The sequence below is a fragment of the Nocardia sp. PLKS1-43 genome (genome assembly GCF_059510335.1).
In genome coordinates, this window is the sequence record NZ_JCAJZQ010000001.1 from 519,145 (window position 1) to 545,120 (window position 25,976).

General features: G+C 69.3%; 22 protein-coding genes. 20 read left to right on the forward strand and 2 right to left on the reverse strand.

The window, feature by feature from the left end:
* Positions 1–10 precede the first annotated feature (10 nt).
* The 3 genes from AC5WS7_RS02455 (at position 11) to AC5WS7_RS02465 (ending at position 2,941) form a co-directional block, all read left to right on the forward strand.
* Positions 11–1,750, forward strand: a complete 1,740-nt coding sequence (locus AC5WS7_RS02455) for an ABC transporter substrate-binding protein (RefSeq protein WP_495952673.1) — start codon at positions 11–13, stop codon at positions 1,748–1,750.
* Positions 1,751–1,808: 58 nt separating this feature from the next.
* Positions 1,809–2,381, forward strand: coding sequence for an adenine phosphoribosyltransferase (locus AC5WS7_RS02460; protein ID WP_495952674.1), 573 nt, complete (start codon positions 1,809–1,811; stop codon positions 2,379–2,381).
* 146 nt (positions 2,382–2,527) lie between these two features.
* Entirely contained in the window at positions 2,528–2,941 is a 414-nt protein-coding gene (locus tag AC5WS7_RS02465) for a hypothetical protein (RefSeq protein WP_495952675.1), read from the forward strand.
* A gap of 28 nt (positions 2,942–2,969) precedes the next feature.
* Here AC5WS7_RS02465 and AC5WS7_RS02470 read toward each other — a convergent pair whose 3' ends face one another.
* Positions 2,970–3,524: a hypothetical protein gene (locus tag AC5WS7_RS02470; RefSeq protein ID WP_495952676.1), complete on the reverse strand. Its 555-nt coding sequence runs from the start codon at positions 3,522–3,524 to the stop codon at positions 2,970–2,972.
* On the opposite strand from AC5WS7_RS02470, the gene AC5WS7_RS02475 reads away from it, so the two are divergent.
* From AC5WS7_RS02475 to AC5WS7_RS02495, 5 genes are all read left to right on the forward strand, one after another.
* On the forward strand, positions 3,525–5,111 hold the full coding sequence (locus AC5WS7_RS02475) for an ABC-F family ATP-binding cassette domain-containing protein (protein ID WP_495952677.1): 1,587 nt from the start codon (positions 3,525–3,527) through the stop codon (positions 5,109–5,111).
* A gap of 389 nt (positions 5,112–5,500) precedes the next feature.
* Positions 5,501–7,792 carry a RelA/SpoT family protein gene (locus AC5WS7_RS02480; protein WP_495953719.1) on the forward strand — a complete coding sequence of 764 codons (2,292 nt, stop codon included), beginning with the start codon at positions 5,501–5,503 and terminating at the stop codon, positions 7,790–7,792.
* Between the two features lie 152 nt (positions 7,793–7,944).
* Entirely contained in the window at positions 7,945–8,151 is a 207-nt protein-coding gene (locus AC5WS7_RS02485) for a hypothetical protein (RefSeq protein ID WP_495952678.1), read from the forward strand.
* Between the two features lie 74 nt (positions 8,152–8,225).
* Positions 8,226–10,145, forward strand: a complete 1,920-nt coding sequence (locus tag AC5WS7_RS02490; RefSeq protein ID WP_495952679.1) for an alpha/beta fold hydrolase — start codon at positions 8,226–8,228, stop codon at positions 10,143–10,145.
* Complete coding sequence (locus AC5WS7_RS02495; protein WP_495952680.1) at positions 10,145–10,747, forward strand: hypothetical protein; 603 nt, start codon at positions 10,145–10,147, stop codon at positions 10,745–10,747. Before AC5WS7_RS02490 ends, AC5WS7_RS02495 begins: the two co-directional genes overlap by 1 nt.
* 150 nt (positions 10,748–10,897) lie before the next feature.
* Here the strand turns inward: AC5WS7_RS02495 and AC5WS7_RS02500 are convergent, their stop codons facing one another.
* Positions 10,898–11,776 (reverse strand): DMT family transporter, encoded by an 879-nt coding sequence (locus AC5WS7_RS02500; RefSeq protein ID WP_495952681.1) that lies wholly within the window; start codon positions 11,774–11,776, stop codon positions 10,898–10,900.
* 1,070 nt (positions 11,777–12,846) lie between these two features.
* On the opposite strand from AC5WS7_RS02500, the gene AC5WS7_RS02505 reads away from it, so the two are divergent.
* From AC5WS7_RS02505 to AC5WS7_RS02560, 12 genes are all read left to right on the forward strand, one after another.
* Positions 12,847–14,046, forward strand: a complete 1,200-nt coding sequence (locus tag AC5WS7_RS02505; RefSeq protein ID WP_495952682.1) for a DUF8176 domain-containing protein — start codon at positions 12,847–12,849, stop codon at positions 14,044–14,046.
* A 16-nt stretch (positions 14,047–14,062) separates the two neighbouring features.
* Positions 14,063–14,938: a MinD/ParA family ATP-binding protein gene (locus tag AC5WS7_RS02510; protein ID WP_495952683.1), complete on the forward strand. Its 876-nt coding sequence runs from the start codon at positions 14,063–14,065 to the stop codon at positions 14,936–14,938.
* A complete protein-coding gene (locus AC5WS7_RS02515; protein WP_495952684.1) occupies positions 14,935–15,609 on the forward strand; it encodes a hypothetical protein in 675 nt (224 codons plus the stop codon). Before AC5WS7_RS02510 ends, AC5WS7_RS02515 begins: the two co-directional genes overlap by 4 nt.
* Before the next feature lie 106 nt (positions 15,610–15,715).
* Positions 15,716–16,012 carry a hypothetical protein gene (locus tag AC5WS7_RS02520; protein WP_067666614.1) on the forward strand — a complete coding sequence of 99 codons (297 nt, stop codon included), beginning with the start codon at positions 15,716–15,718 and terminating at the stop codon, positions 16,010–16,012.
* A gap of 4 nt (positions 16,013–16,016) precedes the next feature.
* Positions 16,017–16,271 carry a hypothetical protein gene (locus AC5WS7_RS02525; RefSeq protein ID WP_495952685.1) on the forward strand — a complete coding sequence of 85 codons (255 nt, stop codon included), beginning with the start codon at positions 16,017–16,019 and terminating at the stop codon, positions 16,269–16,271.
* A complete protein-coding gene (locus tag AC5WS7_RS02530) occupies positions 16,268–17,104 on the forward strand; it encodes a DUF8175 domain-containg protein (RefSeq protein ID WP_495952686.1) in 837 nt (278 codons plus the stop codon). The genes AC5WS7_RS02525 and AC5WS7_RS02530 overlap by 4 nt, the downstream gene beginning before the upstream one ends.
* A gap of 95 nt (positions 17,105–17,199) precedes the next feature.
* Positions 17,200–18,675, forward strand: coding sequence for a hypothetical protein (locus AC5WS7_RS02535; protein WP_495952687.1), 1,476 nt, complete (start codon positions 17,200–17,202; stop codon positions 18,673–18,675).
* Positions 18,672–20,159 carry an SCO6880 family protein gene (locus AC5WS7_RS02540; RefSeq protein WP_495952688.1) on the forward strand — a complete coding sequence of 496 codons (1,488 nt, stop codon included), beginning with the start codon at positions 18,672–18,674 and terminating at the stop codon, positions 20,157–20,159. Before AC5WS7_RS02535 ends, AC5WS7_RS02540 begins: the two co-directional genes overlap by 4 nt.
* A 6-nt stretch (positions 20,160–20,165) precedes the next feature.
* Entirely contained in the window at positions 20,166–23,177 is a 3,012-nt protein-coding gene (locus tag AC5WS7_RS02545; protein WP_495952689.1) for a putative type IV secretion/conjugal transfer ATPase, read from the forward strand.
* Positions 23,167–23,547, forward strand: a complete 381-nt coding sequence (locus AC5WS7_RS02550) for a transposase (RefSeq protein ID WP_495952690.1) — start codon at positions 23,167–23,169, stop codon at positions 23,545–23,547. The genes AC5WS7_RS02545 and AC5WS7_RS02550 overlap by 11 nt, the downstream gene beginning before the upstream one ends.
* 31 nt (positions 23,548–23,578) lie before the next feature.
* Positions 23,579–25,285, forward strand: a complete 1,707-nt coding sequence (locus AC5WS7_RS02555) for a peptidoglycan DD-metalloendopeptidase family protein (RefSeq protein ID WP_495952691.1) — start codon at positions 23,579–23,581, stop codon at positions 25,283–25,285.
* Between the two features lie 140 nt (positions 25,286–25,425).
* Positions 25,426–25,971 (forward strand): hypothetical protein, encoded by a 546-nt coding sequence (locus AC5WS7_RS02560; protein ID WP_495952692.1) that lies wholly within the window; start codon positions 25,426–25,428, stop codon positions 25,969–25,971.
* The last annotated feature ends 5 nt before the right edge of the window (positions 25,972–25,976 follow it).

Here is a 25,976-nt window from a genome sequence, read left to right on the forward strand (position 1 = left end):
GGAGGGCAGCGTGCGTAACCACGGAAGGTCCGGCGCGGGCCGCCGGTGGCTGGTGCGGACGTTCGGGGTGCTGAGCACGGGTGCGCTCGTCGGCGGCGTGCTGGCCGGGTGTTCGGCGAAGAATCAGGTGCCGTCCATCGGATACGCGGTCGACGCGGTGCCGCTGAGCTACAACGGCGGCAGCACGCTGGGCGCGAACGGCGGTGCGGCGGCGGTGTTCTCGCGGGTGCTGACCGGATTCTTCTATACCGGCCCGGACGGCCAGCCGGTCGCGGACACCGACTACGGCACCGCCAAACAGGTGCCCGGCGACGTGCAGACCATCCAGTACCGGCTCGATCCGGACGGCGTGTACTCCGACGGGGTGCCCACCTCCTGCGACGATCTGGTGCTGGAGTGGGCCGCGCGCAGCGGCCGCTTCACCAAGGCCGGGCCCGGCGGCGGTCAGGTGCCGATGTTCGACGCCGCCTCGACCGCGGGCTATCGCGATATCGAGAAGGTCGAGTGCCAGCCCGGTTCGAAGGACGCGACGGTGGTCTTCCGCCCGGGGCGGCACTTCCTGCCCTGGCAGACCCTGTTCGACGCCGCGGATCTGATGCCCGCGCACATCGTCGCGCAGGCCGCCGGGGTGCCGAATGTGGTGTCGGTCGTGCAGACCGCAGACCCCGTCGCGCTGGGCAAATTGGCCCAGTTCTGGAACACCGGCTGGAATCTCACGCCCGGCAAGGTGGACACCAAACTCTTCCCCTCCTCGGGGCCGTACCGGATCGATTCCTACAGCGACAGTGACGGTCTGGTCCTGGTCAAGAACGAGAAGTGGTGGGGCCTGCCGCCTCGAACGCCGCGAATCGTGGTGTGGCCCAAGAACACCGACCTGAAGCAGAAGGTGTCCGACAAGGCGGTCGGCGTCGTGGACATCGGCGCCGGTTCGGTGAAGAATCTCGATCTGAGCGGATTCTCGGTGAATCAGGTGCCCGGCCGGGGCGCGGAGCAACTGGTGCTGTCCACGGCGGGCGTCTTCGCCTCCGCCGACGCCCGCCGCGCCTTCGCGCTGTGCGTTCCGCGCAAGGCGCTGTTCGACAAACTCGGGCATCCCGGCTTCGACCAGAAATCGGGCCTTGGTTCGGGGCCGTTGAATTCCCGTACGACACAGGCGGATTCGCTGTACTACACGCCGAGTACCGGTGCGGCGGGCAAGTACACCGGAGGTGACGCCGCCGGGGCGCAGCAGGTTTTGACCTCGGCGGGGGCGAGCAATGCGACGGTGCGGATCGGATATCGCGCGCCGGACGATCGGCGCGCGCAGACCGTGGCGATGATCGCCGACGCGTGCCGGGCGGCCGGGATCACCGTGGTGGACGCGGGCTCGCCGACCTTCGTGCCGACCCAGCTCGGCGCCGGCGTGGACGCGGTGCTGGGCAGTACCGCGGGTGCGCCGGGCCCGGCCGGGTCGCTGTCCGGTGTGGCCGCCGCGGCGGCGCTGTACACCGGCCAGGGCCTGAATTTCGGCCACTACGGCAACGGCCGTTACGACGCGATCACCGAACAGCTTGCGGCGGACGACAGTTCGAGCACCGTGCTCGGTCTGGACGCCGAGGCCGAGAATCTGCTGTGGAGCGAGATGCCGACGATTCCGCTGTTCGACACCCCGCGGACGGTGGCGTTCGGCAACGGCATGCAGAGTGGAACCGTGAACCCCACCGAGGCCGGTGCGGGGTGGAATATGGATCGCTGGGTGTTGCGGCGGTGAGCGTCGCGCGTGTGGCGCGGCCCCGGACGCGGGGCGCTGGATGAGTGGAGTGGCGCGGATGAGTAAACACGGTATGGCCGAGTCGGCCGACGCGGTGGGGGAGCGCGTCGCGCGCGCGGCCGACGCGGTGCGGCGGCTGACCCGCTGGCACGACGACTTCCCCACTCCCGGTGTGCGTTTCGCGGACCTGACGCCGGTGTTCGCCGACGCCGAGGGATTCCGCGCGGTGATCGATTACCTGGGTTCCTGTGCGCCGGACGCTGATCTGGTGGCTGGGGTGGACGCGCGCGGCTTCCTGCTCGGCGCGGGTGTCGCCGCCGCACTGGGCACGGGCGTCGTCGCGGTGCGCAAGGCCGGTAAGCTCCCGCCGCCGGTGCTGTCCCGTGAGTACACGCTCGAATACGGTTCGGCCGCACTGGAGATCCCCGCCGACGGCATCGATCTGCGCGGCCGCAGGGTCCTGCTCCTGGACGACGTGCTGGCCACCGGCGGCACCCTGGCCGCGGCGGCGGGCCTGTTCGCGGCCGCGGGCGCAGAGGTCGCGGCCGCCGCGGTGGTACTCGAGCTCGGTTTCCTGGACGGCCGGGCGCGTCAGGGCGACTACCCGCTCACTTCGATTGTGCGGCTGTAGTTTCCGGTTCCGGTTGTGAGCTGCGCGATGGGTCGCTATGCTCGTGCCCGCGGCGGCGCGGCCGGATGCCGGGCCGCCTGTGAACACGCCGATATCGTCGCTGGACTTCAGCGATTTCACAGGGATTCGGATCCAATATCAGACTCATGACCCGAGCGCAGAACACGAGAATCAGCGTCGCCGCCGTTGGCGCGGTGGGAGTCGTCTTCGCCGTGGGTGCGGCGACCGCCTCGGCCGCGCCGTCGGTGGACGTGCACGGCGGAAGTACCATCACAGCGCGGGTTTCGGGTGAGAAGCCCGGGCAGTCCTGCCGGATCGCCGCCACGGGTATCGATATGCCCTGGCGGGAGGTCGGTGGTGACGGCACCGTGAGCCTGGACAGCGGTCCGGTGCGTCATGGCCGCCATGACGCGCGCGTGGTCTGCGAGAATCCGCGAGTCGGCGCGGCCTCGGCGCATACGATCGGGCACGAGCAGGACGTGTTCACCGGGCAGTGGGCGCCGGCCTTCGAATTCCTCCAGCATCACCGGCTCGAATTCCTGACCCCGCACGGCCACTGATCGACGCCGCGCCGATCGTGGCCCGGAACTAGAAGCGACCGAGCACGCGCGTGAGGATTCCGGCCACGAGAAGCCAGAACGCCGCGGCCAGGCCATAACCCACGACGATGTTCAGCTCGTGATTGCCGGTGTCGAACAGGCCGGGGAAGAACAGTGCCAGCGCCTCGGCCAGGGACCTGAGGGCGTTGAAGAATCTGTTCACCGGATTCAGCTCGAACAGCAGCATCAGCATGTGCGCGATCTCGATGAGGGCGAAGATGCTGCCGACCGCGCTGATGAGTGTGCCCACCGGACCGCGCCCGTAGGACCTGCGATAAACATCCATGGCGGATCCCGTCGCCGAATCGCTAAAACCGTTAGGCCACTTGGTAATCCAGTTTACATCGATTCCGGTGGGCCGGGGTGTTTCGCCGGAATCGACGCCGGGCCGCGCGAAGAATTCCTTGCGCGCGGGCTCCCGGTTGGCTAGCCTGGTCCAGTCTTGTTGCCGTTGATCGGAGTCGTGCCGTTGCTCTTCTGAGGTAGCCGTCGAGTGGCCCGCAACCCGCGCGCCGCATTCTCGCGACCTCTCTGGAGCGTGCACATGTCTACCTCTGTTTCGCTGTCCGATCTCACCTTCGCCTGGCCCGACGGCACTCCCGTCTTCGAGGGGCTGGACAGTGGCCTCGGGCCCGGTCATCTCGGCCTGGTCGGCAGCAACGGCGTCGGGAAATCCACCCTGCTCCGGTTGATCGCCGGTGAGCTGCGGCCGGTACGGGGTTCGATCACCGTCGGCGGCAGCCTCGGGTACCTGCGCCAGGATCTCGGCCTGGCCGCGGGTCAGCGTGTGGACGAGGTGCTCGGCATCGATCGCGTGCGGCAAGCGCTGCACCGGATCGAATCGGGGCAGGGAACCGAAACCGATTTCGACGCGGTCGGCAACCGCTGGGACGTCGAGGAGTCCGCGGTCGCGCTGCTGGGCCGCCTGGGCCTGGACTATCTGGCCAGGGACGTATCCCAGCTGGATCGCCGCCTGGACACCCTGTCCGGCGGGGAGACGGTCCTGCTCGGCCTGGTCGCCGAACTGCTGCGCGAACCCGATGTCCTGCTGCTCGACGAGCCCACGAACAATCTGGATTCGCATGCGCGCCACCGGCTTTACGAGGTCGTCGGCCAGTTCTCCGGCACCGTGCTGATCGTCAGCCACGATCGTGAACTACTCGATCGGGTGGCGGCGATCGCCGAGCTGCGGCGGGGTGAGATCCGTTTGTTCGGCGGCAATTTCACCGCCTACGAGGAGATCATCGAGGCCGAGCAGGAGGCCGCGCGCGCGGCGATTCGCGATGCGCGCAGCGATGTGCGCAAGCAGTCGCGCGAGTTGGTGGAGGCCCGGATCAAGCTGGATCGGCGCCAGCGGTACGGGCAGAAGATGTTCGAGCAGAAGCGTGAGCCGAAAATCGTTATGGGCGAACGTAAACGGCAGGCACAGGTGTCCGCGGGCAAGCTGCGCAACAACCACCTCGCGAAGGTCGAGCAGGCGCGCCGCACGCTGGACCGGGCGCAGGAGCAGTTGCGTGATGATCGGGAGATCCGCGTGGATCTGCCCGGGACGCGGCTGTATCCGGGACAGGACGTCATCGCCCTGGAGGAGGTGCGGCTGGCGAACGGCCCGGTGGTCACCTTGCGGGTGAACGGTCCGGAGCGGATCGCGCTGACCGGACGCAACGGCGCGGGCAAGTCCACGCTGTTGCGCCGGATCGCCGCCGAACCACCGAAGGTGCCGTGGCGGATGCTGCCGCAGCGCCTGGACGTGTTCGACGAGCAGCGGTCGGTCTTCGAGAACGTCTCGGCGGCAACGCCGCACGCCACCGCCGAACGGGTGCGCGCCCAGCTGGCCCGCTTCCTGTTCCGCGGTGCGGACGCCGATGTGGCGGCGGGTGCGTTGTCCGGCGGGGAACGCCTGCGGGCGGCGCTGGCGATGCTGCTGCTGGCCGATCCCGCGCCGCGGCTGCTGCTCCTGGACGAGCCGACCAACAACCTGGATCTGCCCAGCCTGGCCCATCTCACCGAGGCCCTGACCGGGTTCGAGGGCGCGCTGATCGTGGTCAGTCACGATCGGCGGTTCCTCGAGGAGATCGGGGTGACCCGATGGTTGGAACTCACCGCGGACGGCCTGCTCGAGGATCCGTGACGGCCGGTTCGGTGATCTCGGCGCCGCGGCCGCCCGGGCGTCCGCGAATTCGTGGCATCGCGATGGGAACTGTCCGGGCCCGGCCCGCGTTCTGTATAGACGCCGGGATCGCCCGGCCGCCGGACGGTCCGCGGATACCGTGTACGCCCAGGAATCGGGCGCATTTCCCAGGAAGCGGCGGTCGTCGGTGCCGGGGATTAAAGTTGGTGGTCTGAGCCGCACCGGCGCATCGGATAGGGTGTTGCGGTCGAGGCGGGAGAGGTGGTGGCATGACTCAGCATCTGGAAAAGGCGAATGCCGAGCAAACGATGGCTGGCGGTCGTGCCGCGCCCGCGTCCGCGTCGTCTCCGGCTCCCGCCAAATCCGCGTCGGCCCCGACTCCGCGGTCCATGCCGCCGCGTCAGCCGGGCAGCCCGGCGGTCGTGTCGACCTCGGCCTCGCGCCGGGTGCGCGCCCGGCTGGCCCGCCGGATGACCGGCCAGCGCGGTATCGCGGCGGTCAAACCGGTCCTCGAGCCACTGGCGACGGTGCATCGCGAGCTGTACCCGAAGGCCAATCTGCAACTGCTGCAGCGCGCGTTCGACGTCGCCGACGAGAAGCACGCGCACCAGTTCCGCAAGTCCGGCGATCCGTACATCACCCATCCGCTGGCCGTGGCCAACATCCTGGCCGAGCTCGGGATGGACACGACGACCCTGGTCGCGGCGCTACTGCACGACACGGTCGAGGACACCGGCTATTCCCTGGACGAGCTGACCCGGGAATTCGGCCAGGAGGTCGCCCACCTGGTCGACGGCGTCACCAAACTCGACAAGGTCAATCTGGGTGCGGCCGCCGAGGCCGAAACCATCCGCAAGATGATCATCGCGATGGCGCGCGATCCGCGCGTGCTGGTCATCAAGGTCGCCGACCGCCTGCACAATATGCGCACCATGCGCTTCCTGCCGCCGGAGAAGCAGGCCAAGAAGGCGCGCGAGACGCTGGAAGTCATTGCGCCGCTGGCACATCGGCTCGGTATGGCCACGGTCAAATGGGAACTGGAGGATCTCGCGTTCGCGATCCTGCACCCCAAGAAGTACGACGAGATCGTGCGCCTGGTGGCCGACCGGGCGCCCTCGCGCGACACCTATCTGGCCAAGGTCCGCGCAGAGATCGTGAACACCCTGGCCGCGAGCCGGATCAATGCCAGCGTCGAGGGGCGCCCGAAGCACTACTGGTCGATCTACCAGAAGATGATCGTCAAGGGTAAGGACTTCGACGACATCCACGACCTGGTCGGCATCCGCATCCTGTGCGAGGAGGTGCGCGACTGCTACGCCGCGGTCGGCGTGGTGCACTCGCTCTGGCAGCCGATGGCGGGCCGGTTCAAGGACTACATCGCCCAGCCGCGTTACGGGGTGTACCAGTCGCTGCACACCACCGTCGTCGGTCCGGACGGTAAACCGCTGGAAGTGCAGATCCGCACTCGGGACATGCACCGCACCGCCGAATTCGGCATCGCCGCGCACTGGCGGTACAAGGAGACCAAGGGCCGGCACTCCGGTGACACCGCCGAGGTCGACGATATGGCCTGGATGCGCCAGCTGCTGGACTGGCAGCGTGAGGCCGCGGACCCGGCGGAGTTCCTGGAGTCGCTGCGCTTCGACCTGAAGTCGCCGGAGATCTTCGTGTTCACGCCGAAGGGCGATGTGATCACGCTGCCGCAGAAGTCGACTCCGGTCGATTTCGCGTACGCCGTGCACACCGAGGTCGGGCACAAGTGCATCGGCGCGCGGGTGAACGGCCGGCTGGTCGCCCTGGAGCGGCAGCTGGAGAACGGCGAGGTCGTCGAGATCTTCACCTCCAAGGCGCAGAACGCCGGGCCGAGCCGTGACTGGCAGAATTTCGTGGTCTCCCCGCGGGCGAAGGCCAAGATCCGGCAATGGTTCGCCAAGGAGCGTCGCGAGGAGGCGCTGGAGGCGGGTAAGGAGCAGATCTCCAAGGAGGTCCGCCGCTCCGGTCTGCCGTTGCAGCGGTTGATGAGCGTGGACGCGATGACCGCGCTGGCCCATGAGCTGCACTACTCGGACATCTCCGCGCTGTACGCGGCGGTGGGCGAGAACCAGGTGTCCGCGCATCACGTCGTGCAGCGCCTGATGGCGCAGCTCGGCGGCGTCGGTGATGTGGAAAACGAACTGGCCGAACGCAGTACGCCCTCCACGCTGCCGCTGCGCCAGCGGTCCGGTGGCGACGCCGGAGTCGAAATCCCCGGCGCCCCAGGCACCGTCGCGAAACTGGCGAAGTGCTGTACGCCGGTTCCGGGCGACGAGATCATGGGTTTCGTCACCCGCGGCGGCGCGGTGAGCGTGCACCGCACCGACTGCACGAACGCCGATTCCCTTCAGGCGCAACAGGAACGGATCATCGAGGTCACCTGGGCGCCGTCGCCGTCGTCGGTATTCCTGGTGGCCATCCAGATCGAGGCGCTGGACCGCACCCGCCTGCTCTCGGATGTGACCAAGGTGCTCGCCGACGAGAAGGTGAACATCCTGTCCGCCTCGGTGATGACCTCCGGTGACCGCGTGGCGATCAGCAAGTTCACCTTCGAGATGGGCGACCCGAAACATCTCGGTCACCTGCTGAACGTGGTGCGCAATGTCGAGGGCGTGTACGACGTGTACCGGGTGACCTCGGCGGCGTAGCGGCCGCGTCCGGACCGGCCGCGACGTCGCGCGCGGTGAGGTGCGCGAACTCCACGCGGGCCTGCTTTCCGGTTGCCCGGGCCGGTCCGCACGCCCGATCCTCGTGTGCGGACGCCGATTCGGCGTCCACACGTCATACGAGGAGAGTCACAATGCAGAGTGCAACCATGATCGCGGGCACGGGCCGGGTTTCGTCGTACTTCAACGAGCAGATCGATCTGGGATCGGCGGGCGAGGCCTACCGCCGCTACGGCCACGTGCAGTCCGGTGACGCCGAGCGGGGCGTCCTTTACGACGTGCTCAACATGACCAAATCGCAGGCTCAGTGCCTGCACGTCAACGACGCGTGCTTCATGTAGTACCGGATCCGTTCGATCAGCGCTTGTCCGGGCTCGCGTCCGCGGCCCGGAGAAGCCGTCCGAGGGAACTCACAGTGAAACTGACTACCGCGTTGCGATCGGTTGTTCTCGCTCCGGTGCCGATGTCACGAGGCCGCGCGATCGCGGTCTCGGAGTGGCTGGCCGCCGCGTCGACCCTGGCTTCGTCACTGGAATACCTCACGGCCCGTGACAAATTCGGCGCCGGGGGTGTCAACGACTGGGCGATCATCCGGCAGAACACGCTCGGCCGGGGCGCGATCCAGAGCCGGCTCCTGGATGCGATCAGCACCGAACGCCGGACGGTCGCCCTGCATTACGCCAGAGCCGCGGTCAGCGCGGGCATTCTGCTGCCGATCCCGGGGCGCTGGCGTGGCTACGGCAATGCCTTTCTCACGCTCGGCACCGTTCTGCTGAGCCCGCGGCATCGTTATGGGAGTGACGGATCCGATCAGGTCACCTACATCACCCAGGCGGTCGTGGCGACGGCGCGCCTGTCGCGCAAGCCCGCGGTGCAGGACGCCGCGCTGTGGTACGGGGCGATGCAAGCCGGGCTGGCGTATTGCGCACCGGGTTGGCTCAAGCTCATGGGCGAGCAGTGGCGCAGCGGATCGGCGCTGAGCCGGATCATCCGGACCCGGACTTACGGTCATCCGGGGCTCTACGCGGTGATGCGGCGATACCCGAAGGCCACCGCGCTGATGTCGCACGCGACGGTAGCCTGGGAATGCCTATTTCCCATCGTCTTCGCGAGGCAGGGACGCCTGATCCGGCCGATGCTGGTGACGGGCCTGGGATTTCACATCGTCAATGGATTCGCGATGGGACTGGGCAGGTTCCTCACGGCGTTCCCTTCGATGTATCCGATGTTGGCCTATGCCACGGCGCCGCGATCCCACCCCGCGGTCGCGGACCGCGACGACCGCGCGGTCCGGGTGACTCTGGCCGCGGTTCTGGCCGCCGCGGCGGCCGCGGGAATCGTGGCCGCGCGCAAGCGAATCGAGGTTCTCGATGGCTGGCCGAAGTCCAGGACGATGACCACGCGTTGCGGAAATCGCCTGCAGTACAAGCCCGTCGGCGATTGGCATGCCGACGCACCCGTACTCGTGCTGCTGCCGGATCGCGCCGAGACGCCCGAACACTTCTCGTGGCTTATCGACCGTGTCACGCAGTCGACCGGCTGTGGTGTCGTGAGCTATTCGCGCGCGGGGTACGGCGCCAGTCGCCGCCGGGCCCGCACACCCTTCGGATCGGTCGAGTCGGTCGAGGATCTGATCGATCTGCTCGATGAGGCGGTACCCGCGGACCGGCGAATCGTCCTGGTGGGCCACGGCTTCGGAGGGGTCCTCGCCCGCCGTGCCGTCGGCGCCCTGCCGGACCGGATTCATGCCGTGGTCTACCTCGACCACACCCATGCTCCGCACCCGGATGACGACGACGCCGCCGGAACGAATTCGGCCCGGGAGTGGTCGGGGATACGGCAGATAACCTGGAGCCTGCGTGCCGGGCTCGGGATTCTGGTGACCAGGCCGCGATGGCTGGACGATCTGCCTTATCTGAGTCAGCGGCAGGTGTACGCGCAGTGGTCCGACGCCCGGATGTGGCGTGCCACGGCTCGGGAATACCGTGCCGTGCAAGAGGATTACGCGTCCGGTGGCGAGCGCGGGCCGGTGGCAGGACACGCCGTCGTGATCTCGGCGCAGCAGTGCATCGATGAATCGCCGAAGCGCAGGGACCAGGATCGAGAACTCGCGGACCAGCACCGCCGGGCCGGATACCGCGCCGAGACAGTGGTCGTCGATCGGGCCGATAGGCAAGGGCTGCTGACGAATCAGCGTTATGCCGTGCAGGTGGCCGATCATATCGTCCGCTTCCTGGAGGCGGTGGACCGGCCCGTCGTGCAGCTGATCGAAGGCCCCGGCTCGCCGCCCGAGGCGCCTGTGCCGAGCGAGGGCTCGACGGGGGGAGCGCGATGATGAGCCGCCGATCATTGCGCGGCATGGTGGTGCACACCATCTCCGGCGACGGGGCCGTGGTCAGGCTGATCGGGGCGGCGATGATCGTCGCGACGCTCGCGGTCCAGCACCCGGGCAAGTTGTTCAAGCGCTTGCCGCATCGCAACATGCTCGGAGTCTTCCCGTACTGGGGCTTCTTCGCGCCCACCCCCTCCACCCACGATCTGCACGTCATGGTCCGCTTCGTGCTGAGCGATGATTCGGCTCTGGAGTGGCACGATATCGACTTCATCGAGGAGCGTCGGATATCTCACGCGGTGTGGTTCCCGGAGGCCCGGCAGAAGAAAGCGCTCTACGACCTGGTCGCGGACATGCTCACGGTGCAGGAGCGCGGTGCGGATTTGATGGCCAGGAGCCCGGCGTTCGCCGTGCTGACCGCCCATCTGCGTGCACGACTGCCCGCACCGGCCCGCGCGGACGTCACCGGATTCCAGTTCGCCATTGTCGAATCGGCCGGTTACGACGATACCGAGGCTCCCCGCGTGAAAATCGTCTCCCGACCCCAGCCGCTCGCGGTACGGAGCACCGGACCTGTCCCGAAGGCCGGACCCGACGTCGCGTGAGGCCCCGAGTGTATGGCGTCCGCCCCGTCGTGGGATGCGCGGCCCGATCCGGTCGACACCGAGATGGCCGCACCGACCGAAAGCTGCCGATGTTGCCGCTCGGCTTCGGGTGAGCCGGACGGGTACGCCCCGAGGAGGTGGCGGATGGGCTCATGGTGGCGTGTGTCCATGCTCTCGGCCGGGATGGACCACTGCCTGCGCCTGGGACAACCGGACGGCGCCCACGCACATCACGATGACCGAGAGCAGGACGAAAGCGGTGCCGACCGGACCGCTGCGCAGGCGTTCGTCCAGGACCGTGAGGCCGACGAACGCCGCGCCCAGCGGTTCGGCGACGGTGAAGGCCGGTAGCGAGGCGGACAGCGGGCCCACCTGATATCCGCGCTGTTGCAGGTAGAGTCCGGCGATTCCGGTCGCCACCAGGGTGTAGGACTGCCAGCTGGTCAGCACCGCGGTCAGGCTCTGGCCGAACAGCTGGGTGACGTGTTCGGTCAGGGCGGCGGAGATGCCGAACAGCAGCCCCGCCGCGGTGCCCAGCAACAGCGCCCGCAGCGCGGGCACGCGAACCGTGCCGGCGATCACGACGCCCGCCACGATCAACCCGCCCAGCAGGCCCAGCGGGCCCACCCAGCGATGCCACGGTGCGTCGGTGTGGCCTTCGGTGGGGTCGCCGACGACCAGGAATACCGCCAGGGCTATCGACAGCGCCGCGGCCTGTGCCCACATCACCGGTGTGACTCGCCGGCCGCTGTAGTGTGCGGCCAGCGGCAGCGCGAAGACCAGCGCGGTCACCAGGATCGGCTGGACGACCAGGACCGAACCCATGGCCAGGGCCGCCACCTGGAAACCGAATCCGCCCGCATCGCCGATGATGCCTGCCCACCAGCGCGGATTACGGATCAAACGGGCCAAAAGCGCATCGCCCTCGGGCACATCGGCCGCCGCTCGCTGCTGCGCCACGGCGGACACGGCGAACATTACCGCGCCGATGAATGCGCAGCCCACGGCTGCCAGGGGTAGTTGAGCCACCCGGACAGTCTGCCCGGACCGATCCGGGAACTCGCTCGAGGCCCCCGGCGGGCGAGATCGGCGGCGGGTGGTGCGAGTCGGCGACATCGTTGGTCCGCTGTCCAGATCCGGAGTGGATCAGCATGCGATTCTGCGTGCGTTCGTCGGCCCGAATGCCGGGATCACGGTCGGCGAAACTTTCGCGAACGCGAAACATGGGCATCTACACCGCATTCCGCGTTTTTCGGTCGGTGTGGTCGAATCGCGGCAATTCGCCGGCGTTCAATTCCTTTGCGGGAATGGGGTCTTCGCGGGTGACCTTCCGGTCCGCCCCTCGGTTTCGATAGCTGCACTGTTGCCGAGGCTCGGATCTCGTGCGGCGATCCGCGAAAATTCTTCCGGCGCCGCCGAGTCTGGGCGCGGATCCTTCCCGTCCCGGGGTCGCATCCCGCAGGATGCACTGCGGAGTTCGCCGGATTCTGTTACGGTCTATTGCGTTTCGGGGCTCACACGGCAACGGCGGCAACTCGAAAAGATCACCGAGTGTCTCGCTCGCCGCGGCTCTCGGCCCTCCGAACGCCTTGCACACAGCTGGTTAAGGGGGTCGGACGATGCTGACCGCGCGGACAACCTGGAACGGGCTGGTCACGGGCGACGCCTCGGTGAACGCCCCGCGAGCCGCCGTGTATCCGCAGCTCGCGACGATCCTCCCGCACCCTTCCGGCAACGGTACCGCTGCGGCGTTGTCCACCTCGGACATTCGGCCGGATCGATGTGGCGTCCTCGGCGCGGCGGTTGGGTCGCAATCGTTTCACTTTTCCGCGTCCCGGCGTGAGCTGAGTCATGGTGCCTGGGTGCCAGGTGAATCCGCATCCGACCGGGCCGTCGCGACCAGCGGAAATCGCAACGCCCGGGGCGGGTGTGAGAATGTGAAAAGCCTGGTAGGCGGAATCTCGGCCGTCGCATCCGGCGCGTCGAGTTCGCCGAATTCGTCGGGTACGGGAGAATTTCCGTACCCGTTCACCACGAACTGATCGCCGAGAGGGTCCGACGATGACGCACGAGGTGCCTGGCTCTGCGGGGACGGGGGAATGTTGAACTCGTACAAAGATGTGCAGCACTGGTTCCCGGCCCTCGAGCCGCAGGATGCCGCGGCATCGCACGAGGCCGCCGATCCCGAGCTCGAGCAGGCGCTGAGCGAAGGCGGCGCGGGGCAGTACCCGCACTACATCCAGGAGACCGAGCCCGAACCGTTCGACCTCCCGTTCGCCGGGGAGACCGGCACGCGGCGCGCCGAATTCGTCGGCGGCTGGTCGGACTGGGTCGCGGGCGACCGCGCGCCCGGCCCCGATGACGACTACCCCGTGCGCGACGCCGAGCTGGTCCAGTTCCCGTGGGATGAACAGGCGCACGCGCCGGCCCGCCGCCCGCGACGGTCCCGTCCCGGCCACAACGACCCGGATGAGATGGTCCAAGGGCTCGAACGGCGTTCTCGGGACGAATCCGGCACCGCGGAATCCGAGCGGGAGAGCCGGGATTCGGGTGCGGGCCGGTCCTCCTCGCGCCGTCCCGGGCCGGTGGACGATGACGACTGGCCGGGCAACTCGGCCGACTGGCTCGACGACTGGCCCGAATCGACCGGCGGCGGTCGGAAGAAAGCGCCGCGCCGAAGCTGGATCCCGCGCCGCCGCGGCGGTCTGCCCCGCGGTGGGCCCGGCGCGGCGACCGCGCCGCGCAGCCTGCGCCGGCAGGCCGGGGCGGGCGGTCTGCGCGTCGCGCTCGTCCTGGGATTCGCGGTTCTGCTGTTGGCCGCCGCGGCGATGTTCGCTGTGTATTTGCTTCAGACTCGCGGCGGTGCCGCGCATTCCACGCGTCCGGTGATTTCGGAAATTCGGCTCACCGGCGCGACCACCGGCACGCCCCTGACCTGTCCGACCGAGCGCATCGGTGCGGTGGTGCGCGGAGCGGAGCCCGGCGGCACCGGTTCCGGGCCCGACGCGATCATGTGGTTTCAGCACGCCTACTACGTCGACCGTTCCGCCGAGCGCGCCCGTGAGGTCGTCGCACCCGGCGCGAGCCTGCCTCCGGCAGAAGTGATTCAGCGCGGCATCGACTCGATTCCCGCGGGGACCGCGTACTGCGTGCGGGTGGCGCCGTCCGGGGATTCCAGGTATTCGGTGGAGGTCACCGAACAACGGCCCGGCGGCGCGCCCGCGACCTACGGCCGGCAGACGGTGACCACCGAGGTAGTCGGCGGCCGCACCCTGATCACGGGTATCGCGGCCGGTTAAGAGGAGAGCTGAGACGATGGGACAGGACTGGAGCCAGTGGCTCGACGAGACGCCCGAGGCGGGCGATCCGGCGGGTCCGCGCACGCGCGACAGGGCTCCGGTGGTGCGGTTACGCCGGAGCCGGCGCGAGGACGGCGCGGGTGAACTGCTGCCGCGGCCGATTCTGGTGGTCGGCGGCTGCGGCGGAGCGGGTACCACGACGACGGCCCTGGGGCTGGCCGCGGAACTGGGTGCCGGCGGCCTGGCGACGGTCGCGGTGGACGCGACGGCCTCGGGCAGCGATCTGGCGCTGCGCGGCGCGGACGAACATCTGAGCCCGATCAGCCTGCAATCCTGGCTGTACGGCCGCGGCGACGACGAGCCCGCGCCGCTGAAGGAGTGTCTGTCCCAAGCGAGTTCGGGCATCGGCCTGCTCTGGCGCGATTCCGCGCCGCTGCGCCGCCGGGCGACCTACCTGACCGTCGCGCGGGCGCTCGCCGACGCCGGGCACACTCCGGTCTACGACGGCGGCAGCCCGATCGCCGCGCGGCACCTGCGCCCGCTGCTCGAAGACGCCGATATCGCACTGGTGCTGGCGATTCCGGCGCGCGCCGACGCGGCCAACCGGCTGCGGGTGACCCTGGAATGGCTCGACGACGAGTTCGGCGGCCAGACCGAGGGTCAGGGCGGCGGAATCGTCGGGGACACCACGATCGTGGTGTCCCACCAGCTGCCCGGCGACAGCGCCCCGGTGGCGAAACATCTGCGCGAACACCTCAACGGATGGGTCCGGGATATCCGCGAGATTCCCTACGACCAGCATCTGGCGCGCGGAGAACTGGTGCGACACAACGCACTTACCCCCGAGACGCGCAGGGCGTATCGCACCCTGCTGGCCGGGGTGGCATCATGACCGCGGCCATGAAGGAAAGTCGCAAACCATCGGAAACCCCCGAACCGGCCGACCGGCCGGCGGGGGCGGCGGGCGTCGTCGCACCGCCGGAGAATCGTCGCGCGCCCATCTGGGACCGGCCCGTACCGGGCGCCGGACGCGCGCCGCTGGTGTGGTTGCTCGGCGTGCACGGCGGCGCCGGCGCCAGCACGCTCGCCCATGTGCTCGCGCCCGCGGCGGACTCGCATCGCCGGTGGCCGGGTGTCTTCGACCGGGAATCTCCGTTCGTGGTTCTCGTTGCGCGCGAGACGATTTCGGGCCTGGCACGGGCGCACGACCTGCTCCGCCAGCATCATGCGGGCCTGGCCGGATCCTGCCAGGTGCTCGGGCTGATCACGGTGGCCGCGCGGCCGGGCCGGATCCCGCCGGAGATTCGGCGGTACCGGGATGTGGTGGGCGCGCTGGCCGGACCGGTATGGCAGGTCCCGTGGTACGAGGAGTGGACGCTGGTCGAACCCGAGCAACTGCCGGTCTGGTCGCCCAGCGACCCGCCGCCGCAGCAGAGCAAGCGCAAACTCGATCCGCTGCACGAGGTTCCGCACGACGTGGACCAGATCGGTGCGGGTATAGTGGCTCTGATTCGTGAAAAGGTAAGCACCGCTTCACATTTCGAGGAAGAGGGCAGGCGATGACCGTGCACTCTCGGCCGCCGCTGGGCGGGCGGCGACATGGCGCAACTGACGGTGTACTCCCGGTACACGGCTTTGTTTTCGGTTCACCTATTGAGAAGGACGCTCGATGAGTACCATCCTGCTCGCTGTACACGAGACGTACAGCGCTGTTCTCGCCCAGGTCGGAAACCCGACCCCGGAGGCACCGCCCGCCTCGGACAAATTGCTCAAACTGGTCCGTTACTTCACCTGGTTCGTGCTGCTGTCGGGCATCCTGGGCATCACCTACGCGGGCGGCCGCTTCGCCTGGGAGAAGTGGACCGGCGGGGGCCTCGAGTCGCCGAAGATGGTGGCCGGCGCCATGATCGGCGGAATCATCGCCACCAGCGCCGGGACCATCATGAACGCCGCTATCGGATCGTAGGGGCGTGGCCCTCGTGCTTGCCTACAAACAGATGCCGGCCGACGTCGTCGCGCCGTTGATGCAGCTGATCGATTGGCTGCTCTGGGTTGTGCTGTTGTTCTGCCTTGCCTGGCTGATCATCTCGGCCGGGCGCCTGTGGTCGGCGATGCGCGACGACATGGCGATCAACGACGCGTCGCACGGCATCGTGATGAGCCTGGTCGGTGCGATCGTGGCCTCATCCGCAAGCGCGATCGCCCTGACCTTCCTGCCGACATGAAGGACAAGGATGCGGACTCGGACCGCGGAATCTCCTTCGGCGGCATCGCCTCCGCGGCGGTGCTGGCGCTGATCGTGGTCGTCGGGGTGTTCATGTACGTCAATCACGGTGGTCCGCACAGTGGCAGCGGCGGTCAGGCCGCGGCTCCCGGGGCGCCGTCGCCGGCGGCGGGCTCGGACGCGACCGGTTTCGCCGCGCCCGCGGTGGACGTGTTCGGCCGTCGGGTGGATGTACCGAACAACCCTGCCGGGCAAGTACTTCCGCAGGATCCGAGCAAGGAGCACAAGCCGAGCGATCAGGACTGGCTGACCGCGGCGCCGACCGGTATCACCGCAGCGCACGGCTGGCAGCGGGTGTTCGGCGCCTCGGTGCCGTTCTCCAGCAGCGACGGTCCGACCCGGATCACCGACGGCCTGGCCACGGGGTATTCGCACACCCCACAGGGCGCGGTGCTGGCGGCGGCGCAGATCACCTACCGGCTCAACGCACGTCCGGCCGACCGGGATCTGTACGTGCGCCAGGTCAAGGCCAACGCCGCGCAGCTCGCCGCCTACGACAAGGCGCGTTCGGCGGGACGGCTGCCCCAGCAGCAGCCCGAGCAGGTGACGCGGTATCTGGTGGCGCCGGACGGGTTTCAGATCGAGAACTATGCCGACGACATGGCCATCGTGCGGCTGGCCGCACGCGGCCCGGTCAACGACGGCAAACAACTGTGGGCGGCGGTCCGCCTGGTCATGGTGTGGGACAACGGGGATTGGCGGCTGAAGCCGACCGATGCCTCGGGGTCGCAGACGGAGTACGTGGACTCGCTGGATGGGTGGACGAAATGGTGAGCACAGCGGCGAGCAGGGGATGTGATGGGACGTTGACGACAGTGCTTCGGGCCGATGCGGCCGAACTCCATCGCGACACTTCGGCGCATCGAGGGGTGAGCGATTTGATCAGGCGTTTGATCACGATTCTCGCGGTCGTCTTCACCGTCGTGATCGCCACGCCCACCGTGGCGTACGGGCAGACCTACGGATTCGATCAGACCTGCAACCAGATTCACGACGACCTCGACAACATGGGACTTCCCGGAGTCTCACTCGGCGATGCCGCCTCGGCGGCCTGCAAGGGCGCCAATGCCGCGACCCATCCCGGCGACGCGGGCGCGGCGGTGCGCGACAAGGCCTGGGATACCACCTTCGGCAAGGTGGTCGACTCGCTGATGAGCGGTCTGGGCCAAGCGTTGATCATGGCGCTCACCTTCTGGATGAAGGTGCCCAACGAGCGGCTCAGCAACGGCGGCCAGCTGTTCCAGAAGGTCAACGATTACACCTATCAGGCGCAGATCCTGCTGCTGATCGTCTCGATCATCCTGTCCGGGGTCAGACTCGCCGAGGCCAGACGCGGTGCGCTGATATCCGAAGCGGCCGAGTCGTTCCGAATGTTCGCGCGGGTGATATTCAGTTCCTGGATGCTGGGCGCGGTGATCGTCGCGGGCACGCAGGCCTCGGACCGCTTCTCCGCGTGGGTGATTCAGGACGCCACCAACGGCCAGGCGAAGAACATCGCCGAGTTGATGGTGAAAACCAGTAAGCTGCAGGCGTTCTCGCCGGGCCTGGTGCTGATCATCGCGATCGTGGGCCTGCTCGGCGCGCTGGCCCAGATCGTCCTGGCCATCGTGCGTCAGGGCATGCTGGTCGTCGCCGCGGGTGTGCTGCCGCTGGCCGCCGCCGCATCGGGCACGAGTATCGGCAAACAGTCGTACTCGAAGCTGCTGAGCTGGATCATCGCCTTCATGCTGTGGAAACCGGTGGCGGCGATCGTCTACATGATCGCCTTCCTGGCCGCGGGCAACACCGACGACACCACTTCCGCCGCCGGGCTTCCCGACGCGGACCAGGCACAGCGGATGCTGGTCGCGATCGTGCTGCTGGGCAGTGTCGCCTTCGTCCTGCCGGTGCTGATGCGCCTGGTCGCTCCGGCGGTCGGCATGGTCGGTAACGGCGGTTCGGGCCTGGCCGCCACCGGTGGCGTGGTGCTGGGCGCGATGGCGCTGGGCGCGGTCGGCACCAAGGCGGTCGCCATGCGCGGTACCGCCGCCTCGGGCTCGCCCGGATATGTGGGCGGTCGCGGCCCGCGTCCGCCGGGGGGCGCCGGTCGCGGCGGCGGTAACCGTCCGGTGCCCCCGCCGCGCGGCGGCGGAGGCGGTAACGGCGCTGCGGCCGCGGCGAGTCCGCCGACGGCCAGCGGCGCGGGGACCGCGCCGTCGGGACCCGCCCGCGCGATGAACCGGATAGCCAATGCCCGCGCGGCCGCGGCCAGCCTCAACCGCGGTGAATCGGCGATGGGTGACATCGCCGGTGACGGCTGGGGCAACCGTTCACCCGACCTCGGCAGGAGCACCATTCCACGATGACGACCGAAACCTATGAGCGGCGCTCGTACGGGCTCTGGCAGAAGCCACGCAGCGCAGGCCTTTTCGGCCTGCGCTGGGGCGAGACGGTGCTCGGCTTCGTCGTGGTCATCAGTGCGCTGCTGACAGCGTTGGTGGCCGGTCCGAAACCGGCGTTCTTCGTCGCCGGGATCGGCGTCGTGGTGATGGTTCCACTGGTGTGGCGGTCGGGGGGCCGCTCCGGCTACGAGACGGGATTGATGATGTTCCACTGGATTCGCGGTCGTAATCGGGGCGAGCACGTCTATCGCGGCGGCCGGTTCTCCCGGATCCCCGGCGGTGTCGCGCGGCTGCCGGGGTTGATGGCGCCGTCCAAGTTGTACGAGGGGATCGATGCCGGCGGCTACAGCTTCGGCATGATCCATCTGCCGCAGTTCGGCCAGTACACGGTCGTGCTGCGGGCCTGGCCGCAGGGCCACGAGGCGGTCGATCAACCGGTGATCGATCGCTGGGTCGCGGCCTGGGGCACCTTCCTGGCCTCGCTGGGGCAGACCTCCGACATCATCGCGGTCGTGCCGGTCATCGACACCGTGCCCGAGACCGGTAACCGGCTGCTGACCGAGGTGTCCACGATCACCCATCCGCAGGCGCCGGATCTGGCGCAGCAGGTGATGTACGAGCTGGCCACCGAATTGCCCCAGGAGCGGGTGCAATTGCTGCCGCGCGTGGCGATCACGTTCAAGGCCACCACCGCCGAGCGCCGCAAGAATCCCGCGGAGGAGGCGGTGGAGATCGGCCGGCGGCTGCCCGGGATCTGCGCGGCGCTGGCGGAGGCGGGTGTGCGCGCCCAGCCGATGTCCGCGGACGAGGTGATCGCGTTCATCCGGCGCAGTTACGATCCGGCCGCGCAGGCCGATCTCGAGGTCGCGGTCGGTGAACCCGGCGGCCACGGCCTGGACTGGGCCGATGCCGGACCGATCTCGCACGAGGAGCGCTGGGACCACTTCCTGCACGACGGCGGTCGTTCGGTGACCTGGGAGATGGACACCGCCCCGGAGGGCGCGGTGGACGAGCGGGTGTTGCAGCGCCTGCTCGCGCCCAACCCCGAGGTGCCGCGCAAACGCGTCGCCATCGTGTACCGTCCGCACTCGGCGGCCGACGCCGCCGAGATCGTCGATGACGACTACAAGAACGCGCTGGTGGCACAGCAGAGCGAGCGCGGCGTCGTCTCGGCCGCGGCCACCCTGCGAGTGGGTGCGACGCAGCAGGCCCGCGAGGAACAGGCGCGCGGGCACGGAGTGACCCGTTTCGGTGCGCTGGTGACGATCACCGAGCCCCTGCGCGGCGATCTGCCTCGGATCGAGGCCATTACGCGCGATCTGTCCACGCAGGCGCGCTTGAAGATCCGGCGGTCCTACCGCTATCAGGCGGCGGCCTTCGCGGCCTCGCTCGGGTGCGGGGTGATTCTGCCGGAGCACGCGACCATTCCGAAAGCATTGGCGGGGTGAGCTTGCATGGCAGGTGATGACGGCGACGCGCCGATCCGGTACCGCGGCGAACCGCCGCGCTATCGCGAGCGGGTGGTGGACACGAGCAATCCACTGCCGGGCGGTGGACGACGAGGTCTGCGCCGGGAGGACGACTGGGACGTCGAGGCGTACACGCCCGGTCAGCCGCGTACCGCCATGCCTGCCGACTGGGACGACGCACCCGTTCGGCCGGCCCGGCGCGGCACGCCCGGACTCGGAGCCGGGCGTGGTCGCTCCAGCACGCCGCCGGAACGTCGCCCGCGTCGTACGGACGAGGATCGCGGCGGCGCCGGGCACGAGGCCGACGCCGAGGCGCGCTCGCGTTCCCGGGAGGCCGTACCGCCGCGCGATCGGCGTCCGGTGCGCGAGGACACCTCCTCCGATCGTCTGGCGATCGAATCCTCCACCGCCCGTGAGCGATCCGTTCGTGAACAGTCCACCTCGCGGGCAGGATCGATCCCCGCGCTGGACGCACCCGCCGCGCTCGGCCCGACGCCCGCGAACGGTACCTCGCCCGCGGACAGCAGTACCGCCGCCAACAGCAGGTCGTCCGCGGACGGCGCGATCGCCGCGAACGGTACCTCGCCGGCGAACGGCACGACCGCCGCGGCCGGCACGCCGTCCGCGAATCGCGCGGCCGCGGCGAAAGACACGGCGCCGGGGACTGACACGGCCGACGCGAACCGTGCGACCCCGGCGACCCGCGCTACCGCGGCGAACGGTACGGCCACCGCGGATGCCGCGGGCTCGGCCGGTACCGGACGCAGCCCGGCCGACGCCGGGGCCGATTCGGTTGCGCGCAAGAGTGTCCCGGCCGAGCACGCGGACGCGCCGAGCACGCGGAACCCCACCTCCCGGCCCGCGACGGCCCGGCAGCGTGGCGGGCAACAGGGAGCCGACCGGTCGGGCGGTGCGGCCCGGGGGACCGAACAGCGCACGAGAGGTCGTGAGGACATGCGAAACGGGCAGGGCGGCCGGCGTCAGCGCCCGCCGCAGGACTCACCCGAGCAGATCGGGCCGCCCGATCCGCGCGCCGCGCGGTCGCGTTCCGGGGCGGATACGTTGTCCGGCAACGGCTCTCATCCGGACCACCAGCGCGCCGACGCGGGACATCTGACCCGCAGCCGAGCCCCGATGTCCGAACGCAACCGCCGCCGGGTGACCGATCGCAACGGTGGTGAGGCCGCTCGCACCGCCGCCCAGCGCCGGGGTGCGACTTCGGCCAGGTCGTCGGCCGCGGCCCGAAAGGGTAAGGGCGGCAAGGGCAGAGGGGGTAAGCAGGCCAAACAGGGTCCGCCGCTGCTGGACGAGCTCACCCGGGCGCGGCTGGAGCTGACCGCCCGCGAGGGCGCGGGCTTGCGTGCGGCCTGGGCCGCCTTCCGCATCCGCACCGACGATCTGCGCCGGATGAACGCCGCGGCCCGGCTCGATACCACGCAGGAAGACCAATTCGACCGCACCACAGCACAATTGACCGATCGCGGTTATCTCGGCGCGGGCGGCGGGCGGATGAACGTGGTGGGCCGCCCGGTCGAATATCGCGCTACCACAGCGCAGGTCGCGGGGCTGTGGCCGTGGTCGGTCGGCGCGGGCGCGCCGCTGATCGGCACTCCGCTCGGCTCGCACCTGCACACCGGGGCCCCGGTCTGCTTCGACCCGATGAACTGGTTCATGCGTGGCAGTTTCATCACCGCGCCCAGCCTGTTCGTGCTGGGGCTCAACGGCTTCGGTAAATCCTCGCTGGTGCGCCGGATCGTGCTGGGCGGTGTCGCGCAGGGCATCACGCCGCTGATCCTGGCCGATGTCAAACCCGATTACCGCAAACTGGTGGAGATGGTCGGCGGGCAGGTCATCGACCTGGGTTACGGCCACGGCAAGGTCAATCCGCTGGCCGGTGGCGTCCTCGGCTCGGTGGTGCCGCTGCTGAGTGATCTGCCCGCGCTGCAGGTACAGGTGACGCAGGAGCTGCGGGCCCGCCAGGTCACCCTGATCGCCGGTCTGGTCGAACTCGTGCGCGGCGCCCGGGTGCGCGACTACGAGGAGACGCTCATCTCGACCGCGTTGAGCATCCTGTACCGCGAGGGCAGCGGCTTCGCCCCGGAGAAGCCGCCGATCATGGAGAATCTGCTCGAGGTCATCGTCGCGGGCGGCGATCAGCTGATGCTCGACGCCGGCGCGGACAGCCCCGAGGAGTACCACGAATCCATCAAGGGCCTGCGCCGCTCGCTGCGCGCCCTGACCCAGGGGCCGTTCGGCGCCGTGTTCAACGGGCAGACCACCACCCCTATCGATACCACCTCGGTCGCGGTCTGCATCGATGTCTCGCACATCCCGACCGGTGACAAGAAGCTCAAGGCAGCGGTCATGCTGGCCTGCTGGGCGGACGGATTCGCCTCGGTCGAGGCCGCGCACGTGCTCGCCGACGCGAATTTGGGTGCGCAGCGCTATTTCCAGGTGGTCATGGACGAGCTGTGGCAGGTGCTCGGCCTGGGCGACTTCATGGTCGATCGCGTCGACGAGCTGACCCGTCTGCAACGCGGCCTGGCCACCTCGCTGATCATGATCAGCCACACCATCAAGGATCTGCAGTCGCTCGGTTCGGAGGCCGCGATCGCCAAGGCGATCGGCTTCCTCGAGCGCGCCCGCGCGAAGATCTTCGGCGCGCTGCCGCCGGAGGAGATCAAACGCCTGGATTCCACGATCCCGTTCACCTCCGCCGAGGAGGAGATGGTGACCGGCTGGTCCGCGCCGCAGGCGTTGACCGGTGAGGCGCTCAAGCCCGGACAGGCCCGCCCGCCCGCACCCGGTACCGGCAAATTCCTGCTGAAGATCGGCGAGGATCGCCGGCCCGGCATACCGTTCCACATGGAATTCACGATCTCGGAGCGAGAGAGCGGAATTCACGAAACCAACCAGCGTTTCAGCGAATTCACCGAATCCACCGCGCGCCGCGGTGACGACGCCGCGCCGAGCGGTGATGAGGGGAGTGCTGCGTGAGAGCGAACCGGGCGGTGGCGCAGGCGCCTTCGCGGATTCGGCGGTCGGGGAGGGTGGCGCGATGATGCCGCACAGGTCCTATCGCAGGGTGTCACCGCAGGTGCGGCAGGCAGCGGTGGAACAGGTGATCGCCCTGACGGGCAAGTTGCGCAGCGAATCCGAGGCATGCCGGGTGGTGGCGGAGCAGATCGGTGTGCACGCCAATTCGGTGCGCAACTGGGTGCGCGCCGCCGAGGGGCCGGGCCTGGACCGGATGGACGCGGGGGCGCTGCGCCGCAAGGTCGCGCTGCTGCAACAACAACTGGCCGCCGCCGCCGAGATGAACCGCACCCTGGTGGAAACCCTCAACGACGCCCAGCGCAGCACATGATCGCTGCCCAGCGACGAATGGGCGTGCCGCGGTGAACGGAAAATCCCTGCTGTGGGTGGGCTTCGGCAGTGTGATCGGGCTGATCGCACTGATCGTGGTGATCGTGCTGCCCTCCTCCGAGGACGACTGCGCCGACCAGCCGACCGTCTCGGTCACCGCGCCGGTCCCGAGCGCCGCGGCGCAGGCTCAGCCCTCGCCGACCTCGGCCGCGGCGAAATCGCCCGGCGCCGCGACCTCCGCGCCGAACGCGCCGACGGCGGCCTCGCGTTCGACGGTGCCGGATGTGCCCGCGGCGGCGGTGAATCCGAGTACGGGCGACGACCGGCCCGGCGGGAGCCTGGCACCGATCCGGCGGACCTGGCCGTTGGCCTCCGGAACATTCCAGATCTCCGATACCTTCGGTTCGCGCGGCGGCACCCATCTCGGGGTCGACCTGGCCGCACCGGACGGTACTCCCATCTATTCGGTGGCCGACGGCATCGTGGTCGCGGCCGGACCGGCCTCCGGATTCGGCAATTGGATCGTGATCGATTCGATCGACGTCAACGGCCGTCCGTTCTCGGCGGTGTACGGACACGAATGGGACAGTGGCGTCGGGGTGCGGGTGGGCCAGACCGTGCGCGCCGGCCAGGCGATCGGCCGGGTGGGCTCGGCCGGGCAGGCCACCGGACCCCACCTGCACTTCGAGATCGTGCCCGGCGGTCGCCTGACCGGCGGACATCAGATCGATCCACTGCCCTGGCTGGACGGCGCGCCGACCCCGCAGGCCGGCGGCGCGGTGCCGAATTCGGTGAATCCGTTGTGCAGCCGCGGATTCGGGTCCGCGGGCGGTGCGCTCGCGGACGGGAAGGTACCCGCCGAACTCGAAATCTGGTATCGCCGTGCGGGTTCGATCTGCCCGGAGATCAGCCCGTCGATCCTGGCCGCCCAGGGTAAGCAGGAGTCCGGTTTCCGGCGCGGGCTGACCTCACCGGCCGGCGCCGAGGGGTTGGCGCAATTCCTGCCCGGCACAGCGCGATCCATCGATCCGGACGACGGCAAACCGTTCCTGATCGATGCCGACGGAAACGGCACGGCGAGTCTGTGGGACGACGGTGACGCGATCGTCGCGCAGGGCCGCTACATGTGCTCGCTGGCCCATCGGATCGAGGGCTGGATCGGACAGGGCAAGGTGCACGGCGAAGTCGTACCGCTCGCGCTGGCGGCGTACAACGCCGGTGAGGGCGCCGTACTGGCCTCGGGCGGTATGCCCGATCAGGTGCCCGCGCACTTCTCCGAGACCCAGCCGTACGTGAAGAACATCCTGACGATGGAGGCGCAGTTCCGGGCGCCGGGCTCGATGGGCAGGTTCCAGCCGGACGGCGGGTCGGGTGGCGACCAGATCGTGCGGGCGGGTGAGCAGTGGCTCGGCACTCCCTACGTATGGGGCGGCGGCGGTCCGTCCGGGCCGACCGGAGGTGGTCTGGACGGCCCGGGCCTGACCTCGGCGTCGGTATTCGCGGCCTCCTCGGGGCGAGTTGTCCTGCCGCGCACCGCCGAACAGCAGTGGGAGATGGGCTCGGAGGTTTCGCTGAGTGCGGCACGTCCGGGTGATCTGGTGTTCTTCGATTTCGGGCGCCGCGGGCCCGCGGATGTCGGCATCTACCTCGGCGGCGGCGCGATGCTGCGCTCGGCCGATCCGTCCGGCGTCGGCAAGGCCCCGGTTCCCGGCGACGGACGGTTACGGAGGGTGATGTGAGCCGGACAGCAGCGCGCGACCGCACATCCGCGGGACACGCCGAGATCACCGAATTGCCGAGAGCTGTCGGGAGTCCCGCGCGCCCGATAGCCTGGAGTGCAGGCATGGTCGGCCGCCGCCCGCCGGGCGGGAGGGCCTCGGTGACCCGTCGAAACGCGATAGTGGTGGTGATGCTGGTGGTGGGCGTCGCAGTCTCGGCCGCCGCATGCGCCGGCGGCACCGTAACCGATTCCGCCCAGCCGCCCACGACCACGGTCCGGCAGTTGGAGGCGGTGCCGCCGCCGGATCCGAGCACTCCCGACGGGGTCGCTGTGGCGGCACTGAAGGAGATCTACACCTGGTATCCCGCCACCGAGTCCGAGGGCGCGTCGCTGGCGCGGGCTCGCCGGTACCTCGGTCCGGCCCTATTGCGCACGCTGGACTCCCCGCCGAGTGTCGCCGAGACGCCGAAACCCTCACTGCAGTGGGCGGATTGGGCTGCGGCCGGGGCGAAGATCGAGGCGTTCGCGTTCGCGTCGGGGGAGAAGGCGCCGTCCACCGGCGACCAGGATCATCAGCAGTACAAGATCGGAATCGAGCAGACCGTCCGCTATCCGGACGGGCGGCGCGAAGCGCTGCCGCCGACGACGGTCATCGCCACCGTCGGGTATACCGGCGGAGTCTGGCGACTCGACGGATTCCGTTGAGCGGC

Excerpts from the sequence above, each read along its gene's own strand:
- AC5WS7_RS02465 (WP_495952675.1), top strand. The coding sequence starts at position 2,528 with ATGACCCGAGCGCAGAACACGAGAATCAGCGTCGCCGCCGTTGGCGCG.
- AC5WS7_RS02540 (WP_495952688.1), top strand. The coding sequence starts at position 18,672 with ATGACGACCGAAACCTATGAGCGGCGCTCGTACGGGCTCTGGCAGAAG.
- AC5WS7_RS02545 (WP_495952689.1), top strand. The coding sequence starts at position 20,166 with ATGGCAGGTGATGACGGCGACGCGCCGATCCGGTACCGCGGCGAACCG.
- AC5WS7_RS02515 (WP_495952684.1), top strand. The coding sequence starts at position 14,935 with ATGACCGCGGCCATGAAGGAAAGTCGCAAACCATCGGAAACCCCCGAA.
- AC5WS7_RS02520 (WP_067666614.1), top strand. The coding sequence starts at position 15,716 with ATGAGTACCATCCTGCTCGCTGTACACGAGACGTACAGCGCTGTTCTC.
- AC5WS7_RS02480 (WP_495953719.1), top strand. The coding sequence starts at position 5,501 with ATGCCGCCGCGTCAGCCGGGCAGCCCGGCGGTCGTGTCGACCTCGGCC.
- AC5WS7_RS02505 (WP_495952682.1), top strand. The coding sequence starts at position 12,847 with ATGTTGAACTCGTACAAAGATGTGCAGCACTGGTTCCCGGCCCTCGAG.
- AC5WS7_RS02510 (WP_495952683.1), top strand. The coding sequence starts at position 14,063 with ATGGGACAGGACTGGAGCCAGTGGCTCGACGAGACGCCCGAGGCGGGC.
- AC5WS7_RS02475 (WP_495952677.1), top strand. The coding sequence starts at position 3,525 with ATGTCTACCTCTGTTTCGCTGTCCGATCTCACCTTCGCCTGGCCCGAC.
- AC5WS7_RS02495 (WP_495952680.1), top strand. The coding sequence starts at position 10,145 with ATGAGCCGCCGATCATTGCGCGGCATGGTGGTGCACACCATCTCCGGC.
- AC5WS7_RS02485 (WP_495952678.1), top strand. The coding sequence starts at position 7,945 with ATGCAGAGTGCAACCATGATCGCGGGCACGGGCCGGGTTTCGTCGTAC.
- AC5WS7_RS02460 (WP_495952674.1), top strand. The coding sequence starts at position 1,809 with ATGAGTAAACACGGTATGGCCGAGTCGGCCGACGCGGTGGGGGAGCGC.
- AC5WS7_RS02530 (WP_495952686.1), top strand. The coding sequence starts at position 16,268 with ATGAAGGACAAGGATGCGGACTCGGACCGCGGAATCTCCTTCGGCGGC.